Origin of the sequence: Ralstonia mannitolilytica (assembly GCF_000954135.1) — a bacterium.
GTDB lineage: Bacteria > Pseudomonadota > Gammaproteobacteria > Burkholderiales > Burkholderiaceae > Ralstonia > Ralstonia mannitolilytica.
In genome coordinates this window covers 723,994-745,645 of record NZ_CP010800.1, presented here as the reverse complement: position 1 = coordinate 745,645, position 21,652 = coordinate 723,994, and the positions used below count along the sequence as shown (strand labels likewise).

Here is a 21,652-nt window from a genome sequence, read left to right as displayed (position 1 = left end):
GACCGCATGTTCGGCTGGTTCAAAGAAATTTCGAAAGGGGAAAAGCGCACCTTCTGGGCGTGCTTCGGCGGCTGGGCGCTCGATGCGCTGGACGTGCAGATGTTCAGCCTCGTCATCCCCACCATCATCGCGGCATGGCACATCGGCAAGGCGGAGGCCGGGCTGGTGTCGGGCGTCACGCTCGTCGCATCTGCACTGGGCGGCTGGATTGCCGGCGCGCTGACCGACCGCTTTGGGCGCGTGCGCACGCTGCAGATCACGGTGCTGTGGTTTTCCATTGCCACGTTTGCCTCGGCATTTGCACAGAACTTTGAGCAGTTCCTGGTGCTCAAGGCCCTGCAGGGCTTCGGCTTCGGCGGCGAATGGGCAGCGGGCGCCGTGCTGATGGCGGAGAGCATCCGCGCCAGCCATCGCGGCAAGGCCATGGGCACCGTACAGAGCGCGTGGGCCGTGGGCTGGGGCGGCGCCGTGCTGCTGTATGCGCTCACGTACTCGCTGGTGGAGCCCGACCTTGCGTGGCGCGTGATGTTTGCGGCGGGCTTGCTGCCGGCGCTGCTCATCATCTACATCCGCCGCGGCGTGCAGGAGCCCGTGCCGGCCGTCAAGCCAAGCGCGAGTGCATCGGACATGCCGGTCTCGCGCTTTCCGCTGCTCGACATCTTCCGTCCGCAGGTGCTGCGCATGACGCTCATCGGCGGGCTGCTCGGCGTGGGCGCGCACGGCGGCTACTACGCGCTGATGACGTGGCTGCCGACGTACCTGAAGACCGAACGCCACCTGTCGGTGCTGGGCACCGGCGGCTACCTGGCGGTCATCATCTTTGCGTTCTGGTGCGGCTGCGTGGCCAGCGCGTGGCTGCTCGACGTCATCGGCCGGCGCGGCAACATCCTGCTGTTCTCGTGCTGCTGCGTGGTCACGGTGCTCGTGTACCTGCTCGTGCCGCTCTCCGATGGCGCCATGCTGGTGCTCGGCTTTCCGCTGGGCTTCTTCGCGGCGGGCATCCCGGCCAGCATGGGCGCGCTGTTCAACGAGCTGTATCCGCACGGCGTGCGCGGCACGGGCGTGGGCTTCTGCTACAACTTCGGCCGCGTCGTGTCGGCCGCGTTCCCGGTGCTGGTGGGCAAGATGAGCGCGTCGATGTCGCTGGGCACGGCCATCGGCATCGACGCAGCCATCGCGTACTCGATCGTCGCGCTGGCGGTGCTGATGCTGCCCGAAACACGCGGCCGCGACCTGGCCGCCGTGACCGCCTGATCCGTCCGTTCCGCTTTGCCATGACGACCCGCACAACACCACACCAGGAGACTCCATGCCATCGCGCCGCACCTTCAACACCGGGTTGCTCGCCATGCTAGGTTCCACTGCCCTTGCGGGCTGCGCAAGCACCGGCATGCGCGAGACCACGCGCATCACGGCCATCGACACACACGCGCACGTGTTCGAGCGCGGCCTGCCGCTGGCCAACGCGCGCCGCTATGCACCTGCGTATGACGCGCCGCTGTCGGCGTATCTTGCGCAGCTCGATGCGCACGGCGTGTCGCACGGTGTGCTGATCCAGCCCAGCTTCCTGGGCACCGACAACAGCTACATGCTGGCCGCCCTCAGGCAGGCCCCGCAGCGGCTGCGCGGCGTGGCGGTCATCGACCCGACCGCGCCTGACACCTTCCTCACGCAGCTGAACGCCGAGGGCATCGTCGGCATCCGGCTGAACCTCATCGGCGCGCCGGACCCGCAGTTGAAATCGCCCGTGTGGCAGGCCGCGCTGGGCCGCCTGCACGCGCTCGGGTGGCACGTCGAACTGCACGTGGAAGCCCGCCGCCTGCCTGCGCTGCTGCAGCCGCTGCTGGAAGCGCAGGTCAATGTGGTGGTGGACCACTTCGGCCGGCCGGACCCCGCGCTCGGCGTGGACGACCCTGGCTTCGCGGCATTGCTCGCCGCCGGCCGCACGCGCCGCGTCTGGGTGAAGATTTCCGGCGCCTACCGGAACGGCGCCAACCCGCGCGGCGAGGCCATCGCACAAGCCGCCATGCCCCGCCTGAAAGACGCGCTGGGCCTGGACCGCCTCGTCTGGGGCAGCGACTGGCCGCACACGCAATTCGAATCGCAGATCGATTACGACAAGGCATGGGCCTTCGCCAGCGTGTTGCTGCCGAGCGCGGCGGACCGCCAACAGGTGTTGGTGGATACGCCGGCGCAGCTGTTCCGCTTCGCCTGAACCCGCGATACCGGCCTTCGCCAACCACGAATTTCGCCGCGCGGACCGCGCTCCTACACTGGCCGCTCCTCGTCCCCACCTCAAGAAAGGAGCCGCCATGCAGCAGCATCGACTCGTCGACCGGCAATTCGGCCAGGTCGCCCAGGCCTACTTCACCAGCGCCGTGCACGCACAGGGCGCCGACCTCGACGCGCTGGCCGCGCTGGCGCAGTCCATCCCGCAGGCCAAGGTGCTCGACCTCGGCTGCGGCGGCGGGCATGTGAGCTTCGCCATGGCACCGCACGTGGCCACGATGGTGGCGGTCGACCTGTCTGAAGCCATGCTGGCCGTGGTGGCCGCCGAAGCCGCACGCCGCGGCCTCCGGCAGTTGCACACGCAAGCCGCGCGCGCGGAGGCGCTGCCGTTCGACGATGCCGCCTTCGACATCGTCGCCACGCGTTTTTCTGCCCACCACTGGTACGACGTGCGCCGCGGGCTGGCCGAGGCGCGGCGCGTGCTCAAACCCGGCGGCAAGCTCGTCGTCGTCGATATCGTCGCGCCGGAGGTGCCGCTGCTCGACACGCTGCTGCAGACGGCGGAAGTGCTGCGCGATGCGTCGCACGTACGGGACTACCGCGTCTCGGAATGGCAGGCGATGCTGGCCGAAGCCGGCTTCCATCCGGGCACGCCGCGCACCTGGAAGCTGACGATGGCGTTCGACACCTGGATCGCGCGCATCCGCACGCCGCAGGTGCGCGCCGACGCCATCCGCCACCTGTTGGACCACGCCGCCGACGAGGCACGTGTCTACTTTGCCGTGGCGCCCGATCATTCGTTTGCGATTGACGCAATGATGATCGAGGCCACCTGAGCCGTCTCATCCTTTTTGCCCCCCCCTCTTTGGAGGGAGTGCCGCGCGAAGCTCGCGGCGAAGCGCTTTTTCAGGTTTCGCTTAATCCTGAATGAAAAAGAAGTGAAATCGGAACATGTGTGGGCCAGGCGAGATTGCCCTTACCCTTGAAGGTCGTCCGCGCATCGTCGGCAATACCGCCATTGGCCGCGACCAGCTTCCGATTCCATGTACGCACTCCTTCCGGCATTCGTCTCGTCGCTGTTTCTGTTCTACGGCATCTATGTGCTCGGTACGCGCGGCCGCACGCGGGCGAGTCTGGCGTTTTTCGGCATGGCGGTGCTGACCAGCCTGTGGCAAGGCTTGTGGGCGTTTCTGTTTCAGACTGCCGATAGCAGCGTCGCGACCCTGCTCACAAAACTGGGGTGGGTCGCGATCCTGGTCGTGCCGACGGCGTTCTACCATTTCATCGCCGAAATCTCCGAACGCGCCGAAGAGCAGCGGTGGATCGTCGCCTCCTATGCGGTCGATGGCGTGCTGATCGTTTTGCTGCTCACCACGGATTGGGTGATTGCAGGCGTATGGCACTTTCCGTTTGGGTTCTACCCCAAGGCCGGTCCGCTCGAGGCAGTACACATCAGCCAGACCGTGCTGCTCGCGCTGCGCAGTGCATGGCTGCTGTATGCAGCACAACAGCACACCACAGCGGAAAAACGCAAACGATTGTGGGTCTGTTTGCTGGGCCTCGGTCTTTACACGCTTTCTGCCGCCGACTACGCGGTGAACTACGGCTTGATGTTCTACCCGCCGGGTGTACTGTTCATTGCCGCAAGCCTGGGCATCATTGCTGTTGGCGTGGTGAAGTTCGATCTGATGCACCCGTACGCGTTGGCGGCCACGGTAGCGCATGAAGTGCGCACGCCTTTGACGACAATCCGCTTGCAAGCGAGTGAGATCGCCCGCGCGTGGCCTGAGCTGTTCCACGGCTACCAGCTCGCCGTGCACCATGGCCTGTGCAGCGACCGCGAGCCGCTGTCTCCGGCGGTACTGGAACGTGTTTCCAAGCTGGCACAGGCCATCAGCGCGGAGGTGTCCAGCGCCCACAGCGTCATCGAGATGGCATTGGCTTCCGTCACGCTGGAGCGTCTGGACCGGCGTACCTTCAGCGCTCACTCGCTGCGGGAGTGCGTCACCATGGCACTGGAACAGTACCCGTTTCGCCCCGGTGAACGGGAGCGGATCAAAGTCAGCGAGTTTGATCCGAACTGGCGATTCATCGGCTCGGAAACGCTGCTCATGTACGTGCTGTTCAACCTGATCAAGAACGCGCTGCACGCCATCCAGCTCGCACGCAAGGGCCAGATCGTCATCTCCGCGCGGGACGATGGGGACGCCTACGTGCTGGAGGTCCGGGACGACGCAACCGGAATTCCACCAAGGGTGTTGCGCCGCATCTTCGATCCGTTCTTCTCCACCAAGCATCACGGCAAGGGCGCAGGTGTGGGGCTGACCTTCTGCCGCCGCGTCATGCATGCATTTGGCGGCCATATTGAATGTGAGTCCGTGGTTGGGGAATACACGCTGTTCTCCATGCGGTTTCCCCAACCGTCAGTGCATTAGCGCAATTTACGCGACAACGGGCGTGCGCGGCCTCAGTTCATACTCCTTGGCGCGCTCCATGATGTGTGTTGGCAGCCGCTGAATCGTGCGATCCGCACCTGCAATCACAATCTGCTGATAACCCAGCGACACCAGTTGCCCTGCCGACTCGAACCGGAAAAGCAGATAGGCCGAGCACGGCCGGACCTGGAACGTATTCAGGTAGCAATCGATGCGCTGGAACGGGAATGTCTCTTCAACGAACTCCTGGTGCGCTCGCTTGGTAATGAAGATGACGTTCCCTCCCACGAGGTTTGCATCGACACACTCGTAAAACCATCGTTCGCGCGCCACGCCCTGCCACTCGAAATACCGGGCAAAGTACGTGTTTGCGAAGGCGTTGGAATCCTTCAAATACACATCGAACGTGTGGTGAAACGTCAGGTCGGCCGAGAATGCGGCAGATTGCGTGCCCGCGCGCATGTACTGGGAAATCACCGACTCAATCGGATTGCCTGCTGGCATTTGTGTACTCCATGAACGGAAAGCTGCTGGCGGCAGCCGCGCATGTGAAGTCAATCCCTCACATGCATCCATTCTTCCGATGCCAGCATCACTCCGTCACGATCCGATGCAATCGCCTTCCCGGCCTCGTCATTCCCCCCCTGCCACGCTGCGCAGCCCCACCCCTGCCACATCGAGCCGGAACGTATTCCGCCCGCCGCGCTTGGCTGCGTACAGCGCCGCGTCTGCCCGCTCGAACAGCCCATCGAGGCGCTCGGCGTCGGGCGTGAGCGTCACCGCGCCGGCTGACAGCGTCACGTACGGCGCAACCGGCGATGCGGCATGCGGCTGCGCCTGCTCCGCGACCTTTGCGACGGCGCGGGCCACCGCCTGGCGCGCCTCGTCCCGCGTCAGGTCGAAGAGCATGGCGACAAACTCCTCGCCGCCCACGCGCGCGATGAAATCGTCGGGGTGGCGGCACGCCTTGCCCAGCACGTCGGCCACCATGCGCAGGCACTCGTCGCCCTGCAGGTGGCCGTAGGTGTCGTTGTATTGCTTGAAGCAGTCGATGTCGAAGAGCGCCAGCGTGACCGAGCGGCGATCGCGGCGCGCATGTTCGAGCAGGCGCGGGGCCTGCGTCTCGAAGAAGCGGCGGTTGTGCAGATGCGTCAGCGCATCGCGGTTGACGTCGTTCTCGAGCACGCTCAGCTTGGCCTGCGTGCGCTGCAGTTCGCCGCGCAGAGCGTCCTGCGCGCTGGCCATGCCGGCACGCTGCAGTTGTTCGGCCGTCACGTCGCGCAGCAGCAGGAAAACGCCGACGCGCCTGCCCCGCGCGTCGCTCAGGCCATCCAGGGTGATCTCCAGCGTGCGGCCCGCGTCCGGCAGCCAGACCTGGTGACGGTTGGGCACGCGCGTGCGATCGAACTCACGCAGCAGCGCGGGGGTCTCCAGCTCCGCCGGCGGCATCGCGTATAGCCGCGCCGTGGGCAACAGGTGCCGTGCGGCGGCGTTCATGCTGGCGATCGTGCCGTCTGGCGCGAGGACGAGACAGCCATCGCGCATGGCGTCGAGGATCTTGCCGCGCGCATAGGCAGCGGTATCTCGCAGGCGCGGCAGCAGCACCAGGCCGCCCACGAGCGCCGCGCTGGCGGCAAAGGTGGCGGGCGTGAGGTCGCCGCCCAGGGCAACCGTCCAGCGCTGCAGGTAGGCCAGATGCGCAACGAGCGGCAGCAACTGCCCGATCACGAGCGCAAGGCGCACACGCGTGCCGGATGCCCCATGCAGCACCGTCGCGGTGGCGCCGGCAGGAAGCGTCAGCAGCACGAGGCTGGCCGCGAGCAGCGCATAGTTGTACGCCGTGGCGATCCAGAACATCGGCCCATGGTCGAACACGGCGCGCTGCACACCGCCCATGACGACGAACCGCGCATCGAGCCACACGAGGTGGTGCAGCTCATTGGTCGCCACCAGCCCCATGAAGCCGGCGCCTACCAGCAGCGCCAGCACCGAGCCCGCGCGCACGAGCGGCAAGGCGTTCAGTTCTGGCCGCGTCAGCCCGATCACCATGCGCAGCCACGCCGCCGGCACGATCATGATGCCGAGGTAGGCCACCTTGGCCCAGCCCACGCGCGCGGGCATGTCCAACGTGACGACTTCCATGAGCCGTGCGCCGCTCCATAGCGCGGTGCCGAGGACGAGCAGCATGAACGAGGCAACCTCGGCGTCGTCGCGGCGTGACCATGACAGGCCGATCAGCGCGATCGAGACGAGGGCAGCACAAGCCAGTGCGGCGATCAGCATGATCCGCACTCCCCGCGCCCACGGCGATACCGGCGGTAGGCCCGGCCAGCCGGTCGATCCACGTTGCACTCCCCGTTCGGTGTTGTTCTTTTCCCAGGGAATCGATGGCGAAACAGCTCGCCAGATGCCCTGTCAAGCATTATCGGCGGCAAATGTAAAAACTGAAGGGCCAGCCGCATCCCCAGACGCCGCCGTGGTTCACCGCGCATATCGATCTGCCAACGAATTCGTTTGCACGGCCGGGCGTCGGCCCTACGCTTGGACCCCTCAAAATCTTCAGGGGAGTTGTCATGCAGGCAGGCTTTTCAGGGCGGCTGTTGTTGCGGGGACTGACGCGCGCATCCCGGCAGGCGGTGGGCATGGTGATCGGGGCGGCGCTGGCGGTCGCGGTACTGCACGCGCCGGCCGCCCGCGCCGACCGGCTGGACGACATCCGACGCGCGGGCGTGCTGCGCGTGGGCGTGTTCGATGCCAACCCGCCCTTCGGCTATGCCGACGCCAGGACTGGCCAGCCCGTCGGCCTCGATGTCGATTACGCGCAGGAGATCGCCAGGAAGCTGGGCGTGAAGCTGGAACTGCGCGCCACCAACCCGGCCAACCGCGTACCGCTGCTCACCTCGGGCAAGGTCGACATCGTGGCGGCCAACTTCACCATTACGGACGAGCGCAAGAAGCAGATCGATTTCAGCACGCCGTACTTCGCCAGCGGCCTGCAGTTCATCGCGAGGAAGGGTTTCCTCAAGCAACCGGAGGACCTGAAGAAAGACGGCATCCGCCTGGGCGTCGACAAGGGCACCACGCAGGAGACCACGCTGCGCGACGGCTATCCGAACGCCCGCGTGATCGCGTATGACGATTCGCCGCTCGCGCTCACCGCGCTGCGCAGCGGCGCCATCCAGGCGTTTGCGCAGGACGGTGCGAAGCTCGGCGCGCTGCTCGCGACGCTGCCCAACCGCAACGAACTCGAGATCTCGCCGTTCGTGCTGACACGCGAGTACATGGGCATCGGCATTCCCAAAGGCGAAGCGCGGCTGACCGCCACCATCGACCAGATCCTGCTCGGCCTCGAGAAGGACGGCACCGCCGCCCGCATCTACGACCGCTGGTTCGGCCCGAAGAGCGCGGCACCGCTTGCGCGCGACTTCGTCATCGGCAGTACGAAGTGAGCTTGAGCCTGCCAGCCTTCCTCCAGCCCCTGCCGCCGCGTTATCTCGGCTGGATGCTGGAGGGCTTTGGCATGACGCTGCTGGTGTCGGCGGCCGCCATCGCGGGGGGATTGATCATCGGCCTGCTGCTGACGGGGCTGCGGGCCAGCACCCTGCCGTGGCTGCATCTGCCGGCACGCGCGCTGGTGGCCTTCGTGCGCAAGACGCCGCTGCTGGTGCAGTTGTTCTTCTGGTATTTCGGAGCCGCGCAGCTGCTCGGCGAGCACGTGATCGGCGCCATCACGGGCTGGAACGGGATCGCGCTGGGCAATTGGCGGCTGCCTGCGCCATCGTTTGAATTCCTGGCGGCGGCGTTCGGCATTGCGCTGTATGCGGGCGCATTCTTCTCGGAGGAGTTGCGCGCCGGCCTGCGCGCCGTGCCGCAGGGGCAGCGGGAGGCCGCCCTGTCGCTCGGCTTTACGCCGCGCGCCGCCTTCCTGCGCGTGGTGCTGCCGCAGGCGTTGCGCGTGTCGGCCCTGCCGCTGCTCGGGCAGTGCGCCAACACCATCAAGAACACGTCGCTGGCCATGGGCATCGGGCTGGCGGAGCTTTCGTACAGCGCGCGGCAGGTGGAAACCGACACGCTGCTCGCGTTCCAGGCCTTTGCCGTGGCGACGGTGCTGTATGCCGCCGCGATCCTGCTGCTGCAATGGGCTGCGCCGATGCTGCTGCACCGACTCGGATGGGCGCGTGCCTCGGCAACGCCGGCCGGCGCCCCCGCATGACGATCGACGCCGTGCTGCTGCACCTGCGCTACCTGCTGGTGGGCCCGTACCCGAACGGGACACTCGCGGGCGCCGCACTCACCCTCTGGATGGCCTTGTGGGCCTGCCTGGCCGCCACGGCGGCAGGCGTGGGCGCCGCGCTGCTGCTGGACCGGCTCGATGCCGCCCCCGGCCTCGCCAGGCTGGCGCGCCTGCTGCGCGGTCTGCTGGCAACGCTGCGCGCCGTTCCGGTGCTCATGCTGATGTTCTGGGCGTACTTCCTGATCCCGATGGCGCTGGGTGTGGCGGTGCCTGAGACCGCCACGGTGGTCACCGCACTCGCCGCCGTGGGCGCGGCCTACATTGCACAAAGCATGGCAGCCGGGCTGCACGCCGTCGGCACGGGACAGCGCAACGCGGCGCTGGCGCTGGGCATGCGACCGACGCAGGCGCTGCTCACGATCGTGCTGCCGCAGGCGTGGCGCATCATGCTGCCGTCGCTCGCCAACCAGTGGGTGTCGACGGTCAAGGACACGTCGCTGGCCTACATCGTGGGTGTGGTCGAGCTGTCCACCGCCGCGAGCCAGGTCAACAGCCGCACGGTAGCCTATCCGGCCGAGGTGTTCGGCGCGGTGGCGGTGCTGTACTTCCTGCTGTGCAGCGGCATCGAGGCGCTGCCCAATGGGCTGCGCGCGGACACGGGCAAGGCCGTCGCGCACCGCTCCCCCATGTCGACCTGGCAGCGCTTTTTGCGCTGGCGCGCGCGTCCGGCATCCGACGCCGTCACCTAGGCAACGCCGCTATCTCAGGTTCACAAAACGCCGGTATCATCGAAACATGACCGATACCCGCGCCACTCACCTCTATCCCGCGCAAGACTTGGCCATCTGCACCGATGCCAACACCGCCGTCGAGCGCATCACCGCCATCTACGAACGCTCGGCGCAGGCCGTCCGCGATCGCTTCCACGCATTTGCGCGAGGCGAAGACTGCAGCGAGGCCGCTGCCGCGTGCTACCCGTACCTGGGCATCACCGTCGACCCGAAAACGCTGGTGAGCGATGCGCGCCCGGCGTGGGGCACGGTGGCATATCCGGGCGTCTATGGCACGACGCTCACGCGGCCGGATCTCTTCCGCGATTACTACCGCGTGCAGATCGAGCGCCTGCTGCACTACCACAACAGCCCGGTGGTCGTGGGCGTGAGCAACCGGCCAATTCCGCTGCCCTTCGTGGTGGAGGCCTCCACCGTCGACATCACGCCCGAACAGGCGCGCGCGCTCGGCAGCGCGTTCACGCTGCCCGATCTGTCGATGATCGATGACTCCATCGCCAACGGCACCTACCGGCCGATGGGCGACGAGCCGCAGCCGCTGTCGATGTTCACCGCCGAGCGCGTCGACCTGGCGCTGCAGCGCCTGTACCACTACACCGCCACGCACCCCAAACACTTCCAGCGCTTCGTGCTGTTCACGAACTACCAGCGCTACGTCGATGAATTTGCCGCGCTGGGCCGCAAGCTCATGGAAGACGGCAACGACGAGGGCTACATCCGCTTTGTCGAACCCGGCGACACCGAGCACGACCTCGGCATGCCCGCGCCCGACGACGCGCACCGCATCAAGGGCCTGCCGCAGATGCCGGCCTACCACCTCGTGCGCGAAGACAAGCTGGGCGTGACGCTGGTGAACATCGGCGTGGGCCCGTCCAACGCCAAGACCATCACCGACCACCTGGCCGTGCTGCGTCCGCACTGCTGGATGATGATCGGCCACTGCGGCGGGCTGCGCCGCTCGCAGCAGCTCGGCGATTACGTGCTCGCCCACGCGTATGTGCGCGACGACCACGTGCTCGACCAGGATCTGCCGCCGTGGGTGCCCGTGCCGCCCATCGCAGAGATCCAGGTGGCGCTGCAAGAGGCGGTGGCGCGCATCACTGGGCTCTCGGGCGCCGACATGAAATCGCGCATGCGCACCGGTACGGTCGTGTCCACCGACGACCGCAACTGGGAGCTGAAGTACCAGGCGCTGTACACGCGCTTCAACCAGTCGCGCGCGATCGCCATCGACATGGAAAGCGCCACGATTGCCGCCAACGGCTTCCGCCTGCGCGTGCCCTACGGCACCCTGCTCTGTGTATCGGACAAGCCGCTTCATGGCGAGCTGAAACTGCGCGGCATGGCCAACCTGTTCTACCGCCAGCGCGTGAGCCAGCATCTGGACATCGGCATGGAAGCCGTGCGCCTGCTGCGCGCCACCGGCGTCGAAGCGCTGCACTCGCGCAAGCTGCGCAGCTTCGACGAGCCAGCGTTTCGCTGACCCACCCCCGCCCCTACGAACATGCCGGCACCGCACGCCGCCTCGCAAACGCTGTCACACAAGAACCTGCAGCGCCGCACGTGGCTTGCCGCGCTGCTGCTGGGCGCTGCCGGTGCGGCCAGCGCGGCCGACCTGTCCACCGCGGACGCCGAACGCTATGCGCAGGGCACCTACCGTGAATACTTCGAGGTGCTCTCCCTGCCCAACGACGCCATCGCGCCGGAGGACATCCGCAAGAACGTCGACTGGCTCGAGCAGGCGTTCCGCAAGCGCGGCTTCACGACACGGCAGCTCGCAAACGACGGCAAGCCGATGCTCTTCGCCGAGCTGCCGAATGCGGACCCCGCGCGCAAGACCGTGCTGTTCTACATGCACCTCGACGGGCAGCCGGTGATTCCCGCGCAGTGGGCGCAGAAGAGCCCGTGGACGCCCGTACTCAAGCGCAAGACGGCGCAGGGCGGCTGGGAAGAGATCGACCCGGCGCAACTGTTCAACGGGCCGCTCGACCCCGAGTGGCGCGTGTTCGGCCGGGCATCCGCCGACGACAAGGGCCCGATCATGATGATGCTGGCCGCCATCGATGCGCTGAAGGCCCAGGGCGCGCAGCCGGCGGTGAACGTCAAGGTCATCCTCGACAGCGAGGAAGAGAAAGGCTCGCCGTCGATCAGCAAGATCATGCAGGCCAACCGTGACCTGCTGCGCTGCGACGCCATCGTCATCCACGATGGCCCGATGCACGCGACCAACCTCCCGACGCTGATTTTCGGCAACCGCGGTGCGGCCGAAGCGCGGCTCACCGTCTACGGCGGCAAGGTGCCGCTGCACAGCGGGCACTACGGCAACTACGCGCCCAACCCTGCGCAGCGCCTGGCAACGCTGCTGGCATCGATGAAGAGCGACGATGGCCGCGTCACCATCCCGGGCTACTACGACCACGTGAAGATCAGCGAGGCCGACCGCCAGATCATGGCGGCCGTGCCGGATGACGAAGCCGCGCTCAACAAGCGCCTGGGCATTGCGCACGCCGACAAGGTCGGCGCCAACTACCAGGAGGCGATGCAGTACCCCTCATTGAACGTGCGCGGCATGGGCGCCGCGGCGGTGGGCGACAAGGTGGCCAACATCGTGCCCGACAAGGCCGTCGCCGAACTCGACCTGCGGACCACACCCGACTCCACCGCAGACTACCTCGGCAAGCTGATCGAGCAGCACATCGTCCGCCAGGGCTATCACCTTGTGAAGAATGCGCCGACGGACGAGGAACGCAGCGGCTATGACAAGCTCGCAAGCTTCTGGTACCAGAGCGAAGGCGCGGACGCCGCCGGCTCGCCAATCGATTCCGCCGTGGGAAAGTGGGCCTATCAGTCGCTGGCGGACACGTTTGGCGCCAAGCCCGCGCCGGTGCGCATCCGCATGATGGGCGGGACGGTGCCCACCGCGGAAATCGTGCGCGTGCTGCAGGTGCCCTTCGCGATCGTTCCGCTGGTGAACGCGGACAACAATCAGCACGCCGCGAATGAAAACCTGCGCATGGGCAACTACGTAAGCGGTGTGCGCACCATCCATAGCCTGATGACGCATCCGCTGTGACGGCAGCGCGCCACGCGGCGCGCCAACGAGGAAGGTGCCGGGCGCACCTCGCAAACGATCCGCCGGGTGCACGCGGCAGGCGCTACCGGAGATCGCACCCCGTACAAAGAAAACACCCGCCGGGGTGGCGGGCGTTTGCGGTTCCTGGCGCTAGTGCGGCAAGCTGGACAGGCGGTGTTCTGCCAGCAGCACACTCGCGCTCAATGCGAGCTGGGGCGAGATGAAGCCCTCGGGCATCTCGACATCTTCCCAGTCACACACGACATGGCCGGCCCGGCAGACCTGAAAACGCGCCGTCCAACGACGGTCATCGCGCTGCAGCGGATCGATGAAGATGACATGCGCTCCGTGTGTCACTTCCTGAATCGGCATGGTGTTTCCCCCGCTCATGATTGTTGAGCATTCACCATAGCAAAGGCATGTGACATAAATCTGTCCGCCGCCCACCTACAAATGGGTGAGGCCGGGTGATGCATCGAGCGTAGGCCGCTCAGCCGACCAGCGGATCAGGCCGCGCAGACGAGCGCGTACCGGGCAGCGGGTGGTTGCCGGGCCCGTAATACGTGAACACCGCCGAGAACTTGACCTGCCCCGTCTGGTTCGCGCGTGCAGCGTGGAAGGTGTTGCAATGAAAGAGCAGCACGTCTCCCGGCAGAAGGGGCACCGGGCGGGCGGTGTCGATGAGCTCCCGATTCTCCGGCAAGTCCTGGCGCAGGAACAGTTTTTCGTCGAAACGCTCGGCGGGCAGGTTCAGCGTGTGGCTGCCCGGGATCACCCAGAGGCAGCCGTTGTCGACCGTTTCTTCCACCAGCGCCAGCCACGACGACACCAGCTCGTTGCGTGCAAACGACCAGTAGCGGCTGTCACGATGCCAGTGCGTGGCCGTGCCGAATGCCGGATGCTTGGTCATCACGCAGTTGTGATGCGCGAGCGAAAGATGCACGGGGCTTCCGATCAGCTGCGCAATCGCGCCGGCCACGCGCCGGTCGCGGGCCCACTCGGTGTAGGGCGTGCCCCGTGAATCGGCATCGAGCAGGCGGCGCACGGTCTGGCCGCCTTCGGCTTCGCGCGAAGCGGGCGCGCCGGCATAGCCGACATCGGTTTCCAGCTCCAACGGGGGCACCGCGTTGGCCAGCGCCTCCTGGGCCGCCGCGAGCAAGGCCGCGCATTCCTGCTGGCTCGCAAGACCGCGCAGCACGACGTAGCCGTGTTTCTGGAAGAAGGCTTGCTGCTCGTCGGAGAGCGGTTGTGGATGGGAAGTCGTGGAAGCGGGCGCGGTCATGGCGAAACGAACGTACGAATACGGCAATCGATATGCGGCGAAAGATGGTGAGTGTAGCGCGCCACCCCGTCGCTTGCAGGCCGGCCGCGGTACCAGACCGCGCGCGGCCTGCGCAGGATCAAACCAGCTTCAGTCCACTTCCAGTGCTGTCACCGTCAGCACGCCGTTGATCTTCTCGGCGACAAAGCGGACCTTGCTGCCCGGCCGCACCTTGGACAGCATGACCGGGTCCTGCACGCGGAAGACCATCGTCATGGGCTCCATGCCGAGGTTCACGAGCGGGCCATGCTGGATGGTCAGCTTGCCGGCAGCAGCATCGACCTTCCTGATTTCGCCTTCGGACATGGGTACGGCCGTCGTGGCCGCGGGCGCGGAAGCGGAAGCGGAAGCGGAAGCGGAAGCGGAAGCGGAAGCGGAAGCGGAAGCGGCATCCTCGGCTGCGTGAACGAACGGCGCGCCGAGGAGCAGCGCGGCCAGCATCAGGGCATAACGAATCATGTCGGCCTCTTCGTCGAATGAAAGGGTTGGAGAGATCAGGACTGGCGGCCGCGCACGCGCACGGCGCCGCGCATACCGGCCTCGAAATGGCCGGGCTGCAGACAGCCAAACTCGACCGAGCCGGGGCGCGTGAAGTGCCACACGATTTCGCCGCGCTGGCCTGGGTCTACGGTGACGGCGTTGGCGTCGGCATGCTCCATCTCGGGGTGCCGACGCATCTGCTCGGCGTGGGCGACGAGGTCGGCCGGCGTGCCCAGCGTCATCTCGTGCCGTACCTGGCCGCTGTTGACGACTTCGAAGCGGATGGTCTCGCCGCGCTCCACGGTAATCCGCGCGGGCGTGAAGCGCATGGTGTCGGTCATGTCGACGCGCACCGTGCGCGTGATGCGGGCGGCGTCCCCGGGTTCACCGATGGCGGCATCGCCATGGTCGTGTCCGCCGGCGTGATCGCCAGATGCGTGCGCGATGGCGGCCATCGACATCAGCGCGGCCAGGAAGGTGGAACGGATCAGATTGCGTTGCATGTTTGGTCTCGGTCTACGTTTCGTATGGGATGTGGATTCAGCGTCGATCAGTCGTCGATGCCGGTGCCGGTGTATTCGTACGCGACGGTGCCCTTCGGGTGCTTGTACCAACCGGGGTCGGCATAGCTGTTGCGCGGCAGATCGCGGCGCACCTTCATCACGGTGAACATGCCGCCCATTTCGATGGCGCCGAACGGGCCCTGCCCCGTCATCATGGGCAGCGTGTTGTCGGGCAGCGGCATTTCCATCTCGCCCATGTCGGCCATGCCGGCCTGGCCCATGCCCATGTAGTCGGGCACCAGCGCGTTCATCTTCTTGGCGAGGTCTTTCTGCTGCACGCCAATCATGGTCGGCACGTTGTGCCCCATGGCGTTCATCGTGTGGTGCGACTTGTGGCAGTGGAAGGCCCAGTCGCCGGGGTTGTCGGCAATGAACTCGATGGCGCGCATCTGGCCCACGGCAATGTCCGTCGTCACCTCCGGCCAACGCGCGCCGGGCTGGACCCAGCCGCCATCGGTGCCCGCCACTTCGAACGTATGGCCGTGCAGATGCATCGGGTGGTTCGTCATGGTGAGGTTGCCCATGCGGATGCGCACGCGGTCGCCCAGACGCACGGGCAACGGGTCGATGCCGGGAAAGACGCGGCTGTTCCACGTCCACATGTTGAAGTTGGTCATCTCGGCCACGCGCGGCGTGTAAGAGCCGGGGTCGATGTCATACGCGGCGAGCAGGAAGACGAAGTCGCGGTCGACGCGATGCTGCGCCGGGTCTTTCGGATGCACGACGATAAAGCCCATCATGCCCATCGCCATCTGCACCATCTCGTCGGAATGCGGGTGGTACATGAAGGTGCCGGACTTCTTCATCTCAAACTCATAGACGAAGGTCTTGCCGGTTGGAATGTGCGGCTGCGACAGGCCACCCACGCCGTCCATGCCGGCGGGCAGGATCATGCCGTGCCAGTGCACCGTGGTGTGCTCGGGCAGCTTGTTGGTCACGAAGATGCGCACACGATCGCCTTCCACGCATTCGATCGTCGGGCCGGGGCTCTGGCCGTTGTAGCCCCAGAGATGGCCCGTCATACCGGGTGCGAATTCGCGCTCGACGGGCTCGGCCACGAGGTGGAACTCCTTCCAGCCGCCGCGCATGCGCCACGGCAGCGTCCAGCCGTTGAGCGTGACGACGGGGTTGTAGGGCCGGCCGTTGGGCGGCGCAAGCGGCGGCTGCGTGGCGGGCTTCGATTGCAGCGGTGCTTCGGGCAGCGAGGCCGCGCCGGCGCGCGAGACCATCGCTGCGCCCAGCATGGCCGCGCCCGTGCCACCGAGAAATTGACGTCGGGAAACCATGTTCAATGTCCTTGAGGAGAGTTCGGCGCTGTGGTGGCCGCATTCGCTTCAGCCGGCGGCAGCTTGCCGCCCAGCGCCATCTGCAAGTCGGTCTGTGCAATCCAGTAACCGCGCAGCGCGTCGATGTAGCCGTTCACGGCATTCACCTGCTCGCGCGCATCGGCCAGCAGTTCGAACACGCTCACGAGCATGCCGTTGTAGCGCAGCAGCATCTCGTCGGAGATGCGCTTGCGCACAGGCACGACCTCGTCGCGGTAGTGGCGCGTGAGGTCATATGCCGTCTGGTAGCGCACGTACGATTCACGCACTTCCGAACGCGCGCGCACGGCGGTGTCGGCAAGCTGGTCGGCCGCCTGCATGTAGATCGACTGCGCGCGCGCCACGCGGGCACCGCCCCAGTCGAACAGCGGGATCTCGATGCTGATCTCGTAGCCCGTTTCACGTGGCTCGTTCGATTTGCTGTTGCGCACGTAGCCGAGATCCAGCACGTTGATGAAGCGCGTGGCCTGCGTGAGCCCCAGCGACGATGCCAACCCCTCGACCTGCAACTTGCCCGCCAGGATATCGAGCCGGTTGCGCAACGCATAGGCCTCGATCTGCTGCAGTTCAGGGCGATCCTTCGGCAGGTCGGGCAGCCGTTCCGGCAGCTTGAAGCCGGTATCTGCGCCCCACACACCCAGCAGGCGGATCAACGCCTCGCGCTCGGCCTGCGCCTGCTGCCGCGAACGGGCCAAGGTGGCGGTGGCCTCTGCATAGAAAGCGTGCTCACGCGCGCGATCCAGCTTGCTGAAGTTGCCGGCAGACGCCAGGCGCTTGGCGAACTCGGCCCCGGCTTCGGCAGCTTGCTGAACCTGCTCTGCATAGCGTGCAGATTGCTCCGCAGCGACGGCATTGACGTATGCGCGGCGTGTCTCTGCGGCCACCTGCAGCATCTGGTTGGCGACCAGCAGCTTGGTCTGCTCGAAGTAACGGCCTTCGATGCGCGTGGCCATCGGCAGCGTCAGCAGGTTCAGGAACGACAGCGAGAACGTGCGCTCGATCGACACGTCGTCGCCGCTGCGCGTGCGCTTGAAACTGAAGCCGGGATTCGGCAGGCGGCTGGCCTGCACGAGCGCGGCTTCCGATAGCCCCAGCTCCGCATACGAAGCCTGCAGGCCACGGTTGTTCAGCAGCGCGATCTGTACGGCGCTGTCCATCGTCAGCGGCTGGGCCAGCAGCTCGCGCGTGCGTTGCGCGGCGCTGTCGCGTGCTTCCGGTGAACGTTGCCAGGTGGCGTCCTTGCCCAGCCGGTCGCGCGCCACATCGGCAACGGTCTTGAAGCCGCTGTCTTGCGTGACGGTGGCGCAGCCGCTCAGCAGCAGCGTGCCCGCCAGCGCGCACAGGGCGAGTCGGCGGTTGGAGAGTTTGAGCATGGCGCCGCCTCAGTGGTGGTGCATGCCGGGCATGGGCTCGCCGGCAGGCTTGTTGGAGGAGGCGGCCGGCGCGCTCGCGGGCATGCTGTGCGCTGCGTGGCCGCCATGCGCGGCCGCGCCCGGCTCAGGGCTCACGGCTGCGTTGGTCTCGCGCCAGGGCGCAGGACCGGTATCGCGATAGGCGTGGTAACTGTCGAATGTGCGCGGCACGGCGACGGCCGGCACAGCGGCGTCCGCGTTCAGCGGATCAGGCGGAGATGCCGCCGGCGCAGATGCGGCGCCCTGCGCGACTGCCCATGGCGGCGCCAGCGCCAGCAGCGCGGCGGCCACGAACCATCGTGTGAAAAGCATGAGAAACCTCGTTCAGGCGTGATGACGTACGGCCGCATGCGGTGCATGGAGCCGTCAAACCAGAGGCCAGCCCGTTCTATGGACGGACTGGTGGCGTCAAACGCGAATCGAGGGTGGACGTTGCAACGCTTCAGGAATGAAGCTGCGGAAGAAAACAGCGCGGCCGCGCGGCGCATCGGCCGGCAGCTCGAGGAGCGGCACGCCAAGGCTGGCAGCCAGGGGAATGACCGAGCCGAGCGAGCACGCGGCACAGACCGGGCAGGTCTTGCAGTGCGACGGGACGGGCATCTTCGTACCCGCCTCTTCGTGGTCATGGCAGCCATCGGCCATGAAAGCACCGTCGTCGGAAGGCATTGCCGCGGCAGCGACAACCTCGTCCACCGCACCGGCGCGCGCCATCATGGTGGTCGCGGCCAGGCCCTGCAGGGGCAGTGCCAGGACGACCAGCCAAAGCAGAAGGCGTGTCAGGAAGCGGTGCATGGAAGAAACGGTGCGGCCAGGAAGGCAGGGCACGAAAGCCGATAGTGTAGCGCGATGCCATCAAATGACGCGCAATGCAGCACAAGCTGAGGCGGACACGGCACAATGGCGGGCCATTGCGTACCCATTTCTGCGCGCCGCTTTTCTCATCGTTCCGCTTCGACGCTCCATGAACACCCTATCCCACCAGCTCAGCATGACCGTGCTGATGACGCCCGACATGGCCAATTTTTCCGGCAATGTGCATGGCGGCCACATTCTCAAGCTGCTCGACCAGGTCGCCTACGCGTGTGCCAGCCGCTATGCCGGGCGCTACGTGGTGACGCTGTCCGTGGATCAGGTGGTGTTCCGCCAGCCGATCCACGTGGGCGAGCTGGTGACGTTCCTGGCGTCGGTGAACTACACGGGCCGCACGTCGATGGAGATCGGCATCAAGGTGGTGACCGAGAACATCCGCAACCAGGTCGTGCGCCACACCAACAGCTGCTACTTCACCATGGTGGCCGTGGACGACAACGGCAAACCCGCCGACGTGCCGCCGCTGGTGCCTGCCAACGCGGAAGAAAAGGAACGCTTCGAAGCGGCCCAGCAACGCCGTGCGCTGCGCCAGGAAATGGAAGCCCGACACAAGGCCATCAAGGCCGCGTATGGCACCCCGGGTACATCGGATACCGTCAGCTAGAACAACACGGCGCCAACGCTGCCTGCCTGCGCCGTTGGCAAGCCAGTGCCCACCGCGTTGTATCGCCATCCGGCAACGTTATCCACAGGCTTACCCACTGTTTCTGTGGATAACGCGCCGGCCCGGCGTTTGCGCAAAGTACGCGGCTGTGTCTGTCAGCGGTCTTCTTCGATCGTGATGCCCAGCTCGTTGAGCACCTCGCGCGCCGACCGGAACGCCTCGATGGCCGCCGGCGCTCCCGCATAGAGGGCGCTGTGCAGCAGCACTTCGCGGATCTCCACGGCTGTCGCCCCGTTGTTGATGGCGCCGCGCACGTGGCCTTTCAGTTCCGTGCTGCGGCCAAGCGCAGCGAGCATGGCGCAGGTGCACAGGCTGCGCGTCTTGAGGTCGATGCCGCCCGGCACATCGCGCAGCCACGTGCTGCCCCACGCGTGCTCGTTGAGCCAATCCTGCAACGGCGCTGAAAACGCATCGAGCCCGCTCATCGCGCGTTCCACAAACGCCTCGCCCATCACCTGTGCGCGCCGCGCACGCCCTGCTGCCTTGTCCTGTTCTGCCACGATGCTTGCTCCTTGCTCAAAAATGCGCATTACACCGGCTTGACGCACAACATCATCAACGCCGTGCCGAGCAGCACAGCGCAGAACGCAAGCCGCAGTCGGCGCGCAGAAAACCGGTACGCCAGCGCCACGCCCCACGACACGCTCAGCATTCCGCCCACGGCGAGCGGAATGCCCGTGCCCCAGTCCACGTGGCCCGCATGCGCATAGGTGCCCAGCGCGATGAGCGAGCCCGGCACCACCAGCGCCAGCGCCATGCCTTGTGCACGCGTTTGCGGCATGTCGAAGAACGTCACGAGCGCGGGCACCACCACCAGCCCGCCGCCCACCGTAAAGATGCCCGACATGGCGCCGCTGGCCAGGCCCATCAGCGGCAGCGCAGCGGCAGGCATGGCGTGCTGCGTGGCAGCGGCGGCATCGTATGCGTGGCCCGGATTCTCTCTGGGCTGCGAGCCGAAGTACACCGCCAGCGCGATCAGGAACACGGCAAACGCCGTATGCAGCAGGTGGGCATCCAACCCCGCTGCAAAGCGGGCCGCCACGTACGTCGCCACCATCGAGAACACGCAGATCAGGGCCACGGACCGCAACTGCACCGGATGCCGCTGGTGGTACCGCAGGAAACCGATCAGCACATTGGGCGCGATCATCACGAGCGCGGTGCCCTGGGCCAGGTGCTGGTCCATGCCGTACAGATAGCCGAGCACCGGAATGGCGATCAGCCCGCCGCCGATGCCGAGCAAGCCGCCCGCCACGCCCAGGCCCATGCCAAGCAGCAGATTGATGAGGCCGGTGGTAACCGCGTGGAACGTCATGCCCGGATGCGATGCGCAGGAGAAACGAACACGGCGGCGCGCCATGCTCAGCACAGCGCGCCGCCGGAAATGGGAACGGGAAATTGTAGTCGCCCTAGGCGATGTGCGCGGCAAAACCGGATGCGGCTGGCGCGATGTCGGGCCGCAGCGTGAGGGCCGGGATCTCGTAATCGCCGGCGTTCTGCTTGCGGAAGGGAATCGGCGCAGCGCTGAACAGGGTGTCAAGCCGACGGCCGAGCGCGTCGGTCAGCCGCGCAAAGCGGGCCGCATCCATCCGTCCCGTGCGGTAGGCCACGAACGGCGGCAGGACATCAAAGCCGGGGTAGTACAGGATGCCGTGCTGGATCGGGAACAGGAGGTCGTCGATCGGGCCGTTGATGCCGCGCGCGCTGTAGTGCGATTCCCAGCCGCCCGTGGTGACGACGAGCATGGCCCGCTTGCCGACCAGCGTACCTTCGCCGTAGCGGTCGCCCCAGTGGGTGTCGGAGTGCTCGCCCACGCCATAGGCGAATCCGTACGCATACACGCGCTCGACCCAGCCCTTGAGGATGGCCGGCATGGAAAACCACCACAGCGGAAACTGCAGGATCACAGCGTCGGCCCAACGCAACCTGGCTTGCTCGGCCGCAATGTCCGGGGCCTGGAAGCCGTTTTCAAACGCGTACTTCGAATCGAGCGACGGATCAAAGCGCGGACCGACCGGCGCAACGGTACTGTCGCTGGCATCGAGCACGGCCTTCCATTGCATGGCGTACAGATCGGAGACCTGTACCGTGTGCCCGGCGGCCTCGAGACGGTGAACGGCAAAGTCCTTCAGCGCGCCGTTGAGCGACCTCGGTTCAGGATGCGCATAGACGATCAGAACATTCATGGTGGGAACTCCTCGATGAGAGGGCCACAGAATGCGCGCCGCGCAGGTATATTGGAAATGAATTGTCAG

At 66.4% G+C, this 21,652-nt stretch carries 23 protein-coding genes; 10 read left to right on the top strand and 13 right to left on the bottom strand.

From position 1 onward, the window contains the following. Positions 1-6: 6 nt before the first annotated feature. From TK49_RS20025 to TK49_RS20010, 4 genes are all read left to right on the top strand, one after another. The gene (locus TK49_RS20025) at positions 7-1,254 is read left to right on the top strand and encodes an MFS transporter (protein WP_045219404.1); all 1,248 of its coding nucleotides are present in this window, start codon (positions 7-9) and stop codon (positions 1,252-1,254) included. Between the two features lie 55 nt (positions 1,255-1,309). Then, positions 1,310-2,215, top strand: coding sequence for an amidohydrolase family protein (locus TK49_RS20020; RefSeq protein WP_045219402.1), 906 nt, complete (start codon positions 1,310-1,312; stop codon positions 2,213-2,215). Positions 2,216-2,312: 97 nt separating this feature from the next. Then, on the top strand, positions 2,313-3,065 hold the full coding sequence (locus TK49_RS20015) for a class I SAM-dependent methyltransferase (protein ID WP_045219400.1): 753 nt from the start codon (positions 2,313-2,315) through the stop codon (positions 3,063-3,065). 207 nt (positions 3,066-3,272) lie between these two features. Next, positions 3,273-4,664: a sensor histidine kinase gene (locus TK49_RS20010; protein ID WP_045219397.1), complete on the top strand. Its 1,392-nt coding sequence runs from the start codon at positions 3,273-3,275 to the stop codon at positions 4,662-4,664. 6 nt (positions 4,665-4,670) lie between these two features. Here the strand turns inward: TK49_RS20010 and TK49_RS20005 are convergent, their stop codons facing one another. Then, positions 4,671-5,126 carry an acyl-CoA thioesterase gene (locus tag TK49_RS20005; RefSeq protein ID WP_082062937.1) on the bottom strand — a complete coding sequence of 152 codons (456 nt, stop codon included), beginning with the start codon at positions 5,124-5,126 and terminating at the stop codon, positions 4,671-4,673. A gap of 171 nt (positions 5,127-5,297) precedes the next feature. After that, positions 5,298-6,947, bottom strand: a complete 1,650-nt coding sequence (locus TK49_RS20000; RefSeq protein ID WP_045219393.1) for a diguanylate cyclase domain-containing protein — start codon at positions 6,945-6,947, stop codon at positions 5,298-5,300. Between the two features lie 359 nt (positions 6,948-7,306). On the opposite strand from TK49_RS20000, the gene TK49_RS19995 reads away from it, so the two are divergent. The 5 genes from TK49_RS19995 to TK49_RS19975 are packed head-to-tail and all read left to right on the top strand — an operon-like array spanning position 7,307 to position 12,762. Beyond that, positions 7,307-8,113: an ABC transporter substrate-binding protein gene (locus tag TK49_RS19995; RefSeq protein ID WP_373271729.1), complete on the top strand. Its 807-nt coding sequence runs from the start codon at positions 7,307-7,309 to the stop codon at positions 8,111-8,113. 53 nt (positions 8,114-8,166) lie between these two features. Then, positions 8,167-8,877, top strand: a complete 711-nt coding sequence (locus tag TK49_RS19990; RefSeq protein WP_082076382.1) for an amino acid ABC transporter permease — start codon at positions 8,167-8,169, stop codon at positions 8,875-8,877. Continuing rightward, the gene (locus tag TK49_RS19985) at positions 8,874-9,647 is read left to right on the top strand and encodes an amino acid ABC transporter permease (RefSeq protein ID WP_045220401.1); all 774 of its coding nucleotides are present in this window, start codon (positions 8,874-8,876) and stop codon (positions 9,645-9,647) included. The genes TK49_RS19990 and TK49_RS19985 overlap by 4 nt, the downstream gene beginning before the upstream one ends. A 46-nt stretch (positions 9,648-9,693) precedes the next feature. Then, complete coding sequence (locus TK49_RS19980) at positions 9,694-11,172, top strand: AMP nucleosidase (protein WP_045219389.1); 1,479 nt, start codon at positions 9,694-9,696, stop codon at positions 11,170-11,172. A 21-nt stretch (positions 11,173-11,193) separates the two neighbouring features. Then, positions 11,194-12,762, top strand: a complete 1,569-nt coding sequence (locus TK49_RS19975) for a M20/M25/M40 family metallo-hydrolase (RefSeq protein ID WP_082076362.1) — start codon at positions 11,194-11,196, stop codon at positions 12,760-12,762. Positions 12,763-12,912: 150 nt separating this feature from the next. Here the strand turns inward: TK49_RS19975 and TK49_RS19970 are convergent, their stop codons facing one another. The 8 genes from TK49_RS19970 to TK49_RS19935 form a co-directional block, all read right to left on the bottom strand. Then, on the bottom strand, positions 12,913-13,134 hold the full coding sequence (locus TK49_RS19970) for a hypothetical protein (protein ID WP_045219387.1): 222 nt from the start codon (positions 13,132-13,134) through the stop codon (positions 12,913-12,915). Between the two features lie 118 nt (positions 13,135-13,252). Beyond that, positions 13,253-14,044 carry a phytanoyl-CoA dioxygenase family protein gene (locus tag TK49_RS19965; protein WP_045220397.1) on the bottom strand — a complete coding sequence of 264 codons (792 nt, stop codon included), beginning with the start codon at positions 14,042-14,044 and terminating at the stop codon, positions 13,253-13,255. A gap of 129 nt (positions 14,045-14,173) precedes the next feature. After that, the gene (locus tag TK49_RS19960) at positions 14,174-14,542 is read right to left on the bottom strand and encodes a copper-binding protein (protein WP_045219385.1); all 369 of its coding nucleotides are present in this window, start codon (positions 14,540-14,542) and stop codon (positions 14,174-14,176) included. Positions 14,543-14,577: 35 nt separating this feature from the next. Further along, entirely contained in the window at positions 14,578-15,066 is a 489-nt protein-coding gene (locus tag TK49_RS19955) for a cupredoxin domain-containing protein (protein WP_045219383.1), read from the bottom strand. A gap of 47 nt (positions 15,067-15,113) precedes the next feature. Then, positions 15,114-16,412: a copper oxidase gene (locus tag TK49_RS19950; RefSeq protein WP_045219381.1), complete on the bottom strand. Its 1,299-nt coding sequence runs from the start codon at positions 16,410-16,412 to the stop codon at positions 15,114-15,116. Positions 16,413-16,414: 2 nt separating this feature from the next. After that, the gene (locus tag TK49_RS19945) at positions 16,415-17,824 is read right to left on the bottom strand and encodes a TolC family protein (protein WP_045219379.1); all 1,410 of its coding nucleotides are present in this window, start codon (positions 17,822-17,824) and stop codon (positions 16,415-16,417) included. Positions 17,825-17,833: 9 nt separating this feature from the next. Next, a complete protein-coding gene (locus TK49_RS19940; protein WP_045219378.1) occupies positions 17,834-18,175 on the bottom strand; it encodes a hypothetical protein in 342 nt (113 codons plus the stop codon). 96 nt (positions 18,176-18,271) lie between these two features. After that, positions 18,272-18,655, bottom strand: coding sequence for a hypothetical protein (locus TK49_RS19935; RefSeq protein WP_045219376.1), 384 nt, complete (start codon positions 18,653-18,655; stop codon positions 18,272-18,274). 169 nt (positions 18,656-18,824) lie between these two features. Here TK49_RS19935 and TK49_RS19930 point away from each other — a divergent pair, with 169 nt between their 5' ends. Continuing rightward, positions 18,825-19,337, top strand: coding sequence for an acyl-CoA thioesterase (locus tag TK49_RS19930; protein ID WP_045220394.1), 513 nt, complete (start codon positions 18,825-18,827; stop codon positions 19,335-19,337). A gap of 155 nt (positions 19,338-19,492) precedes the next feature. Here TK49_RS19930 and TK49_RS19925 read toward each other — a convergent pair whose 3' ends face one another. From TK49_RS19925 to TK49_RS19915, 3 genes are all read right to left on the bottom strand, one after another. After that, positions 19,493-19,897, bottom strand: a complete 405-nt coding sequence (locus tag TK49_RS19925) for a carboxymuconolactone decarboxylase family protein (protein ID WP_045220392.1) — start codon at positions 19,895-19,897, stop codon at positions 19,493-19,495. A 29-nt stretch (positions 19,898-19,926) separates the two neighbouring features. Next, positions 19,927-20,712 carry a sulfite exporter TauE/SafE family protein gene (locus tag TK49_RS19920; RefSeq protein ID WP_045219374.1) on the bottom strand — a complete coding sequence of 262 codons (786 nt, stop codon included), beginning with the start codon at positions 20,710-20,712 and terminating at the stop codon, positions 19,927-19,929. Between the two features lie 94 nt (positions 20,713-20,806). Beyond that, positions 20,807-21,583, bottom strand: a complete 777-nt coding sequence (locus TK49_RS19915) for an NAD(P)H-dependent oxidoreductase (RefSeq protein WP_045219372.1) — start codon at positions 21,581-21,583, stop codon at positions 20,807-20,809. Positions 21,584-21,652: the final 69 nt, after the last annotated feature.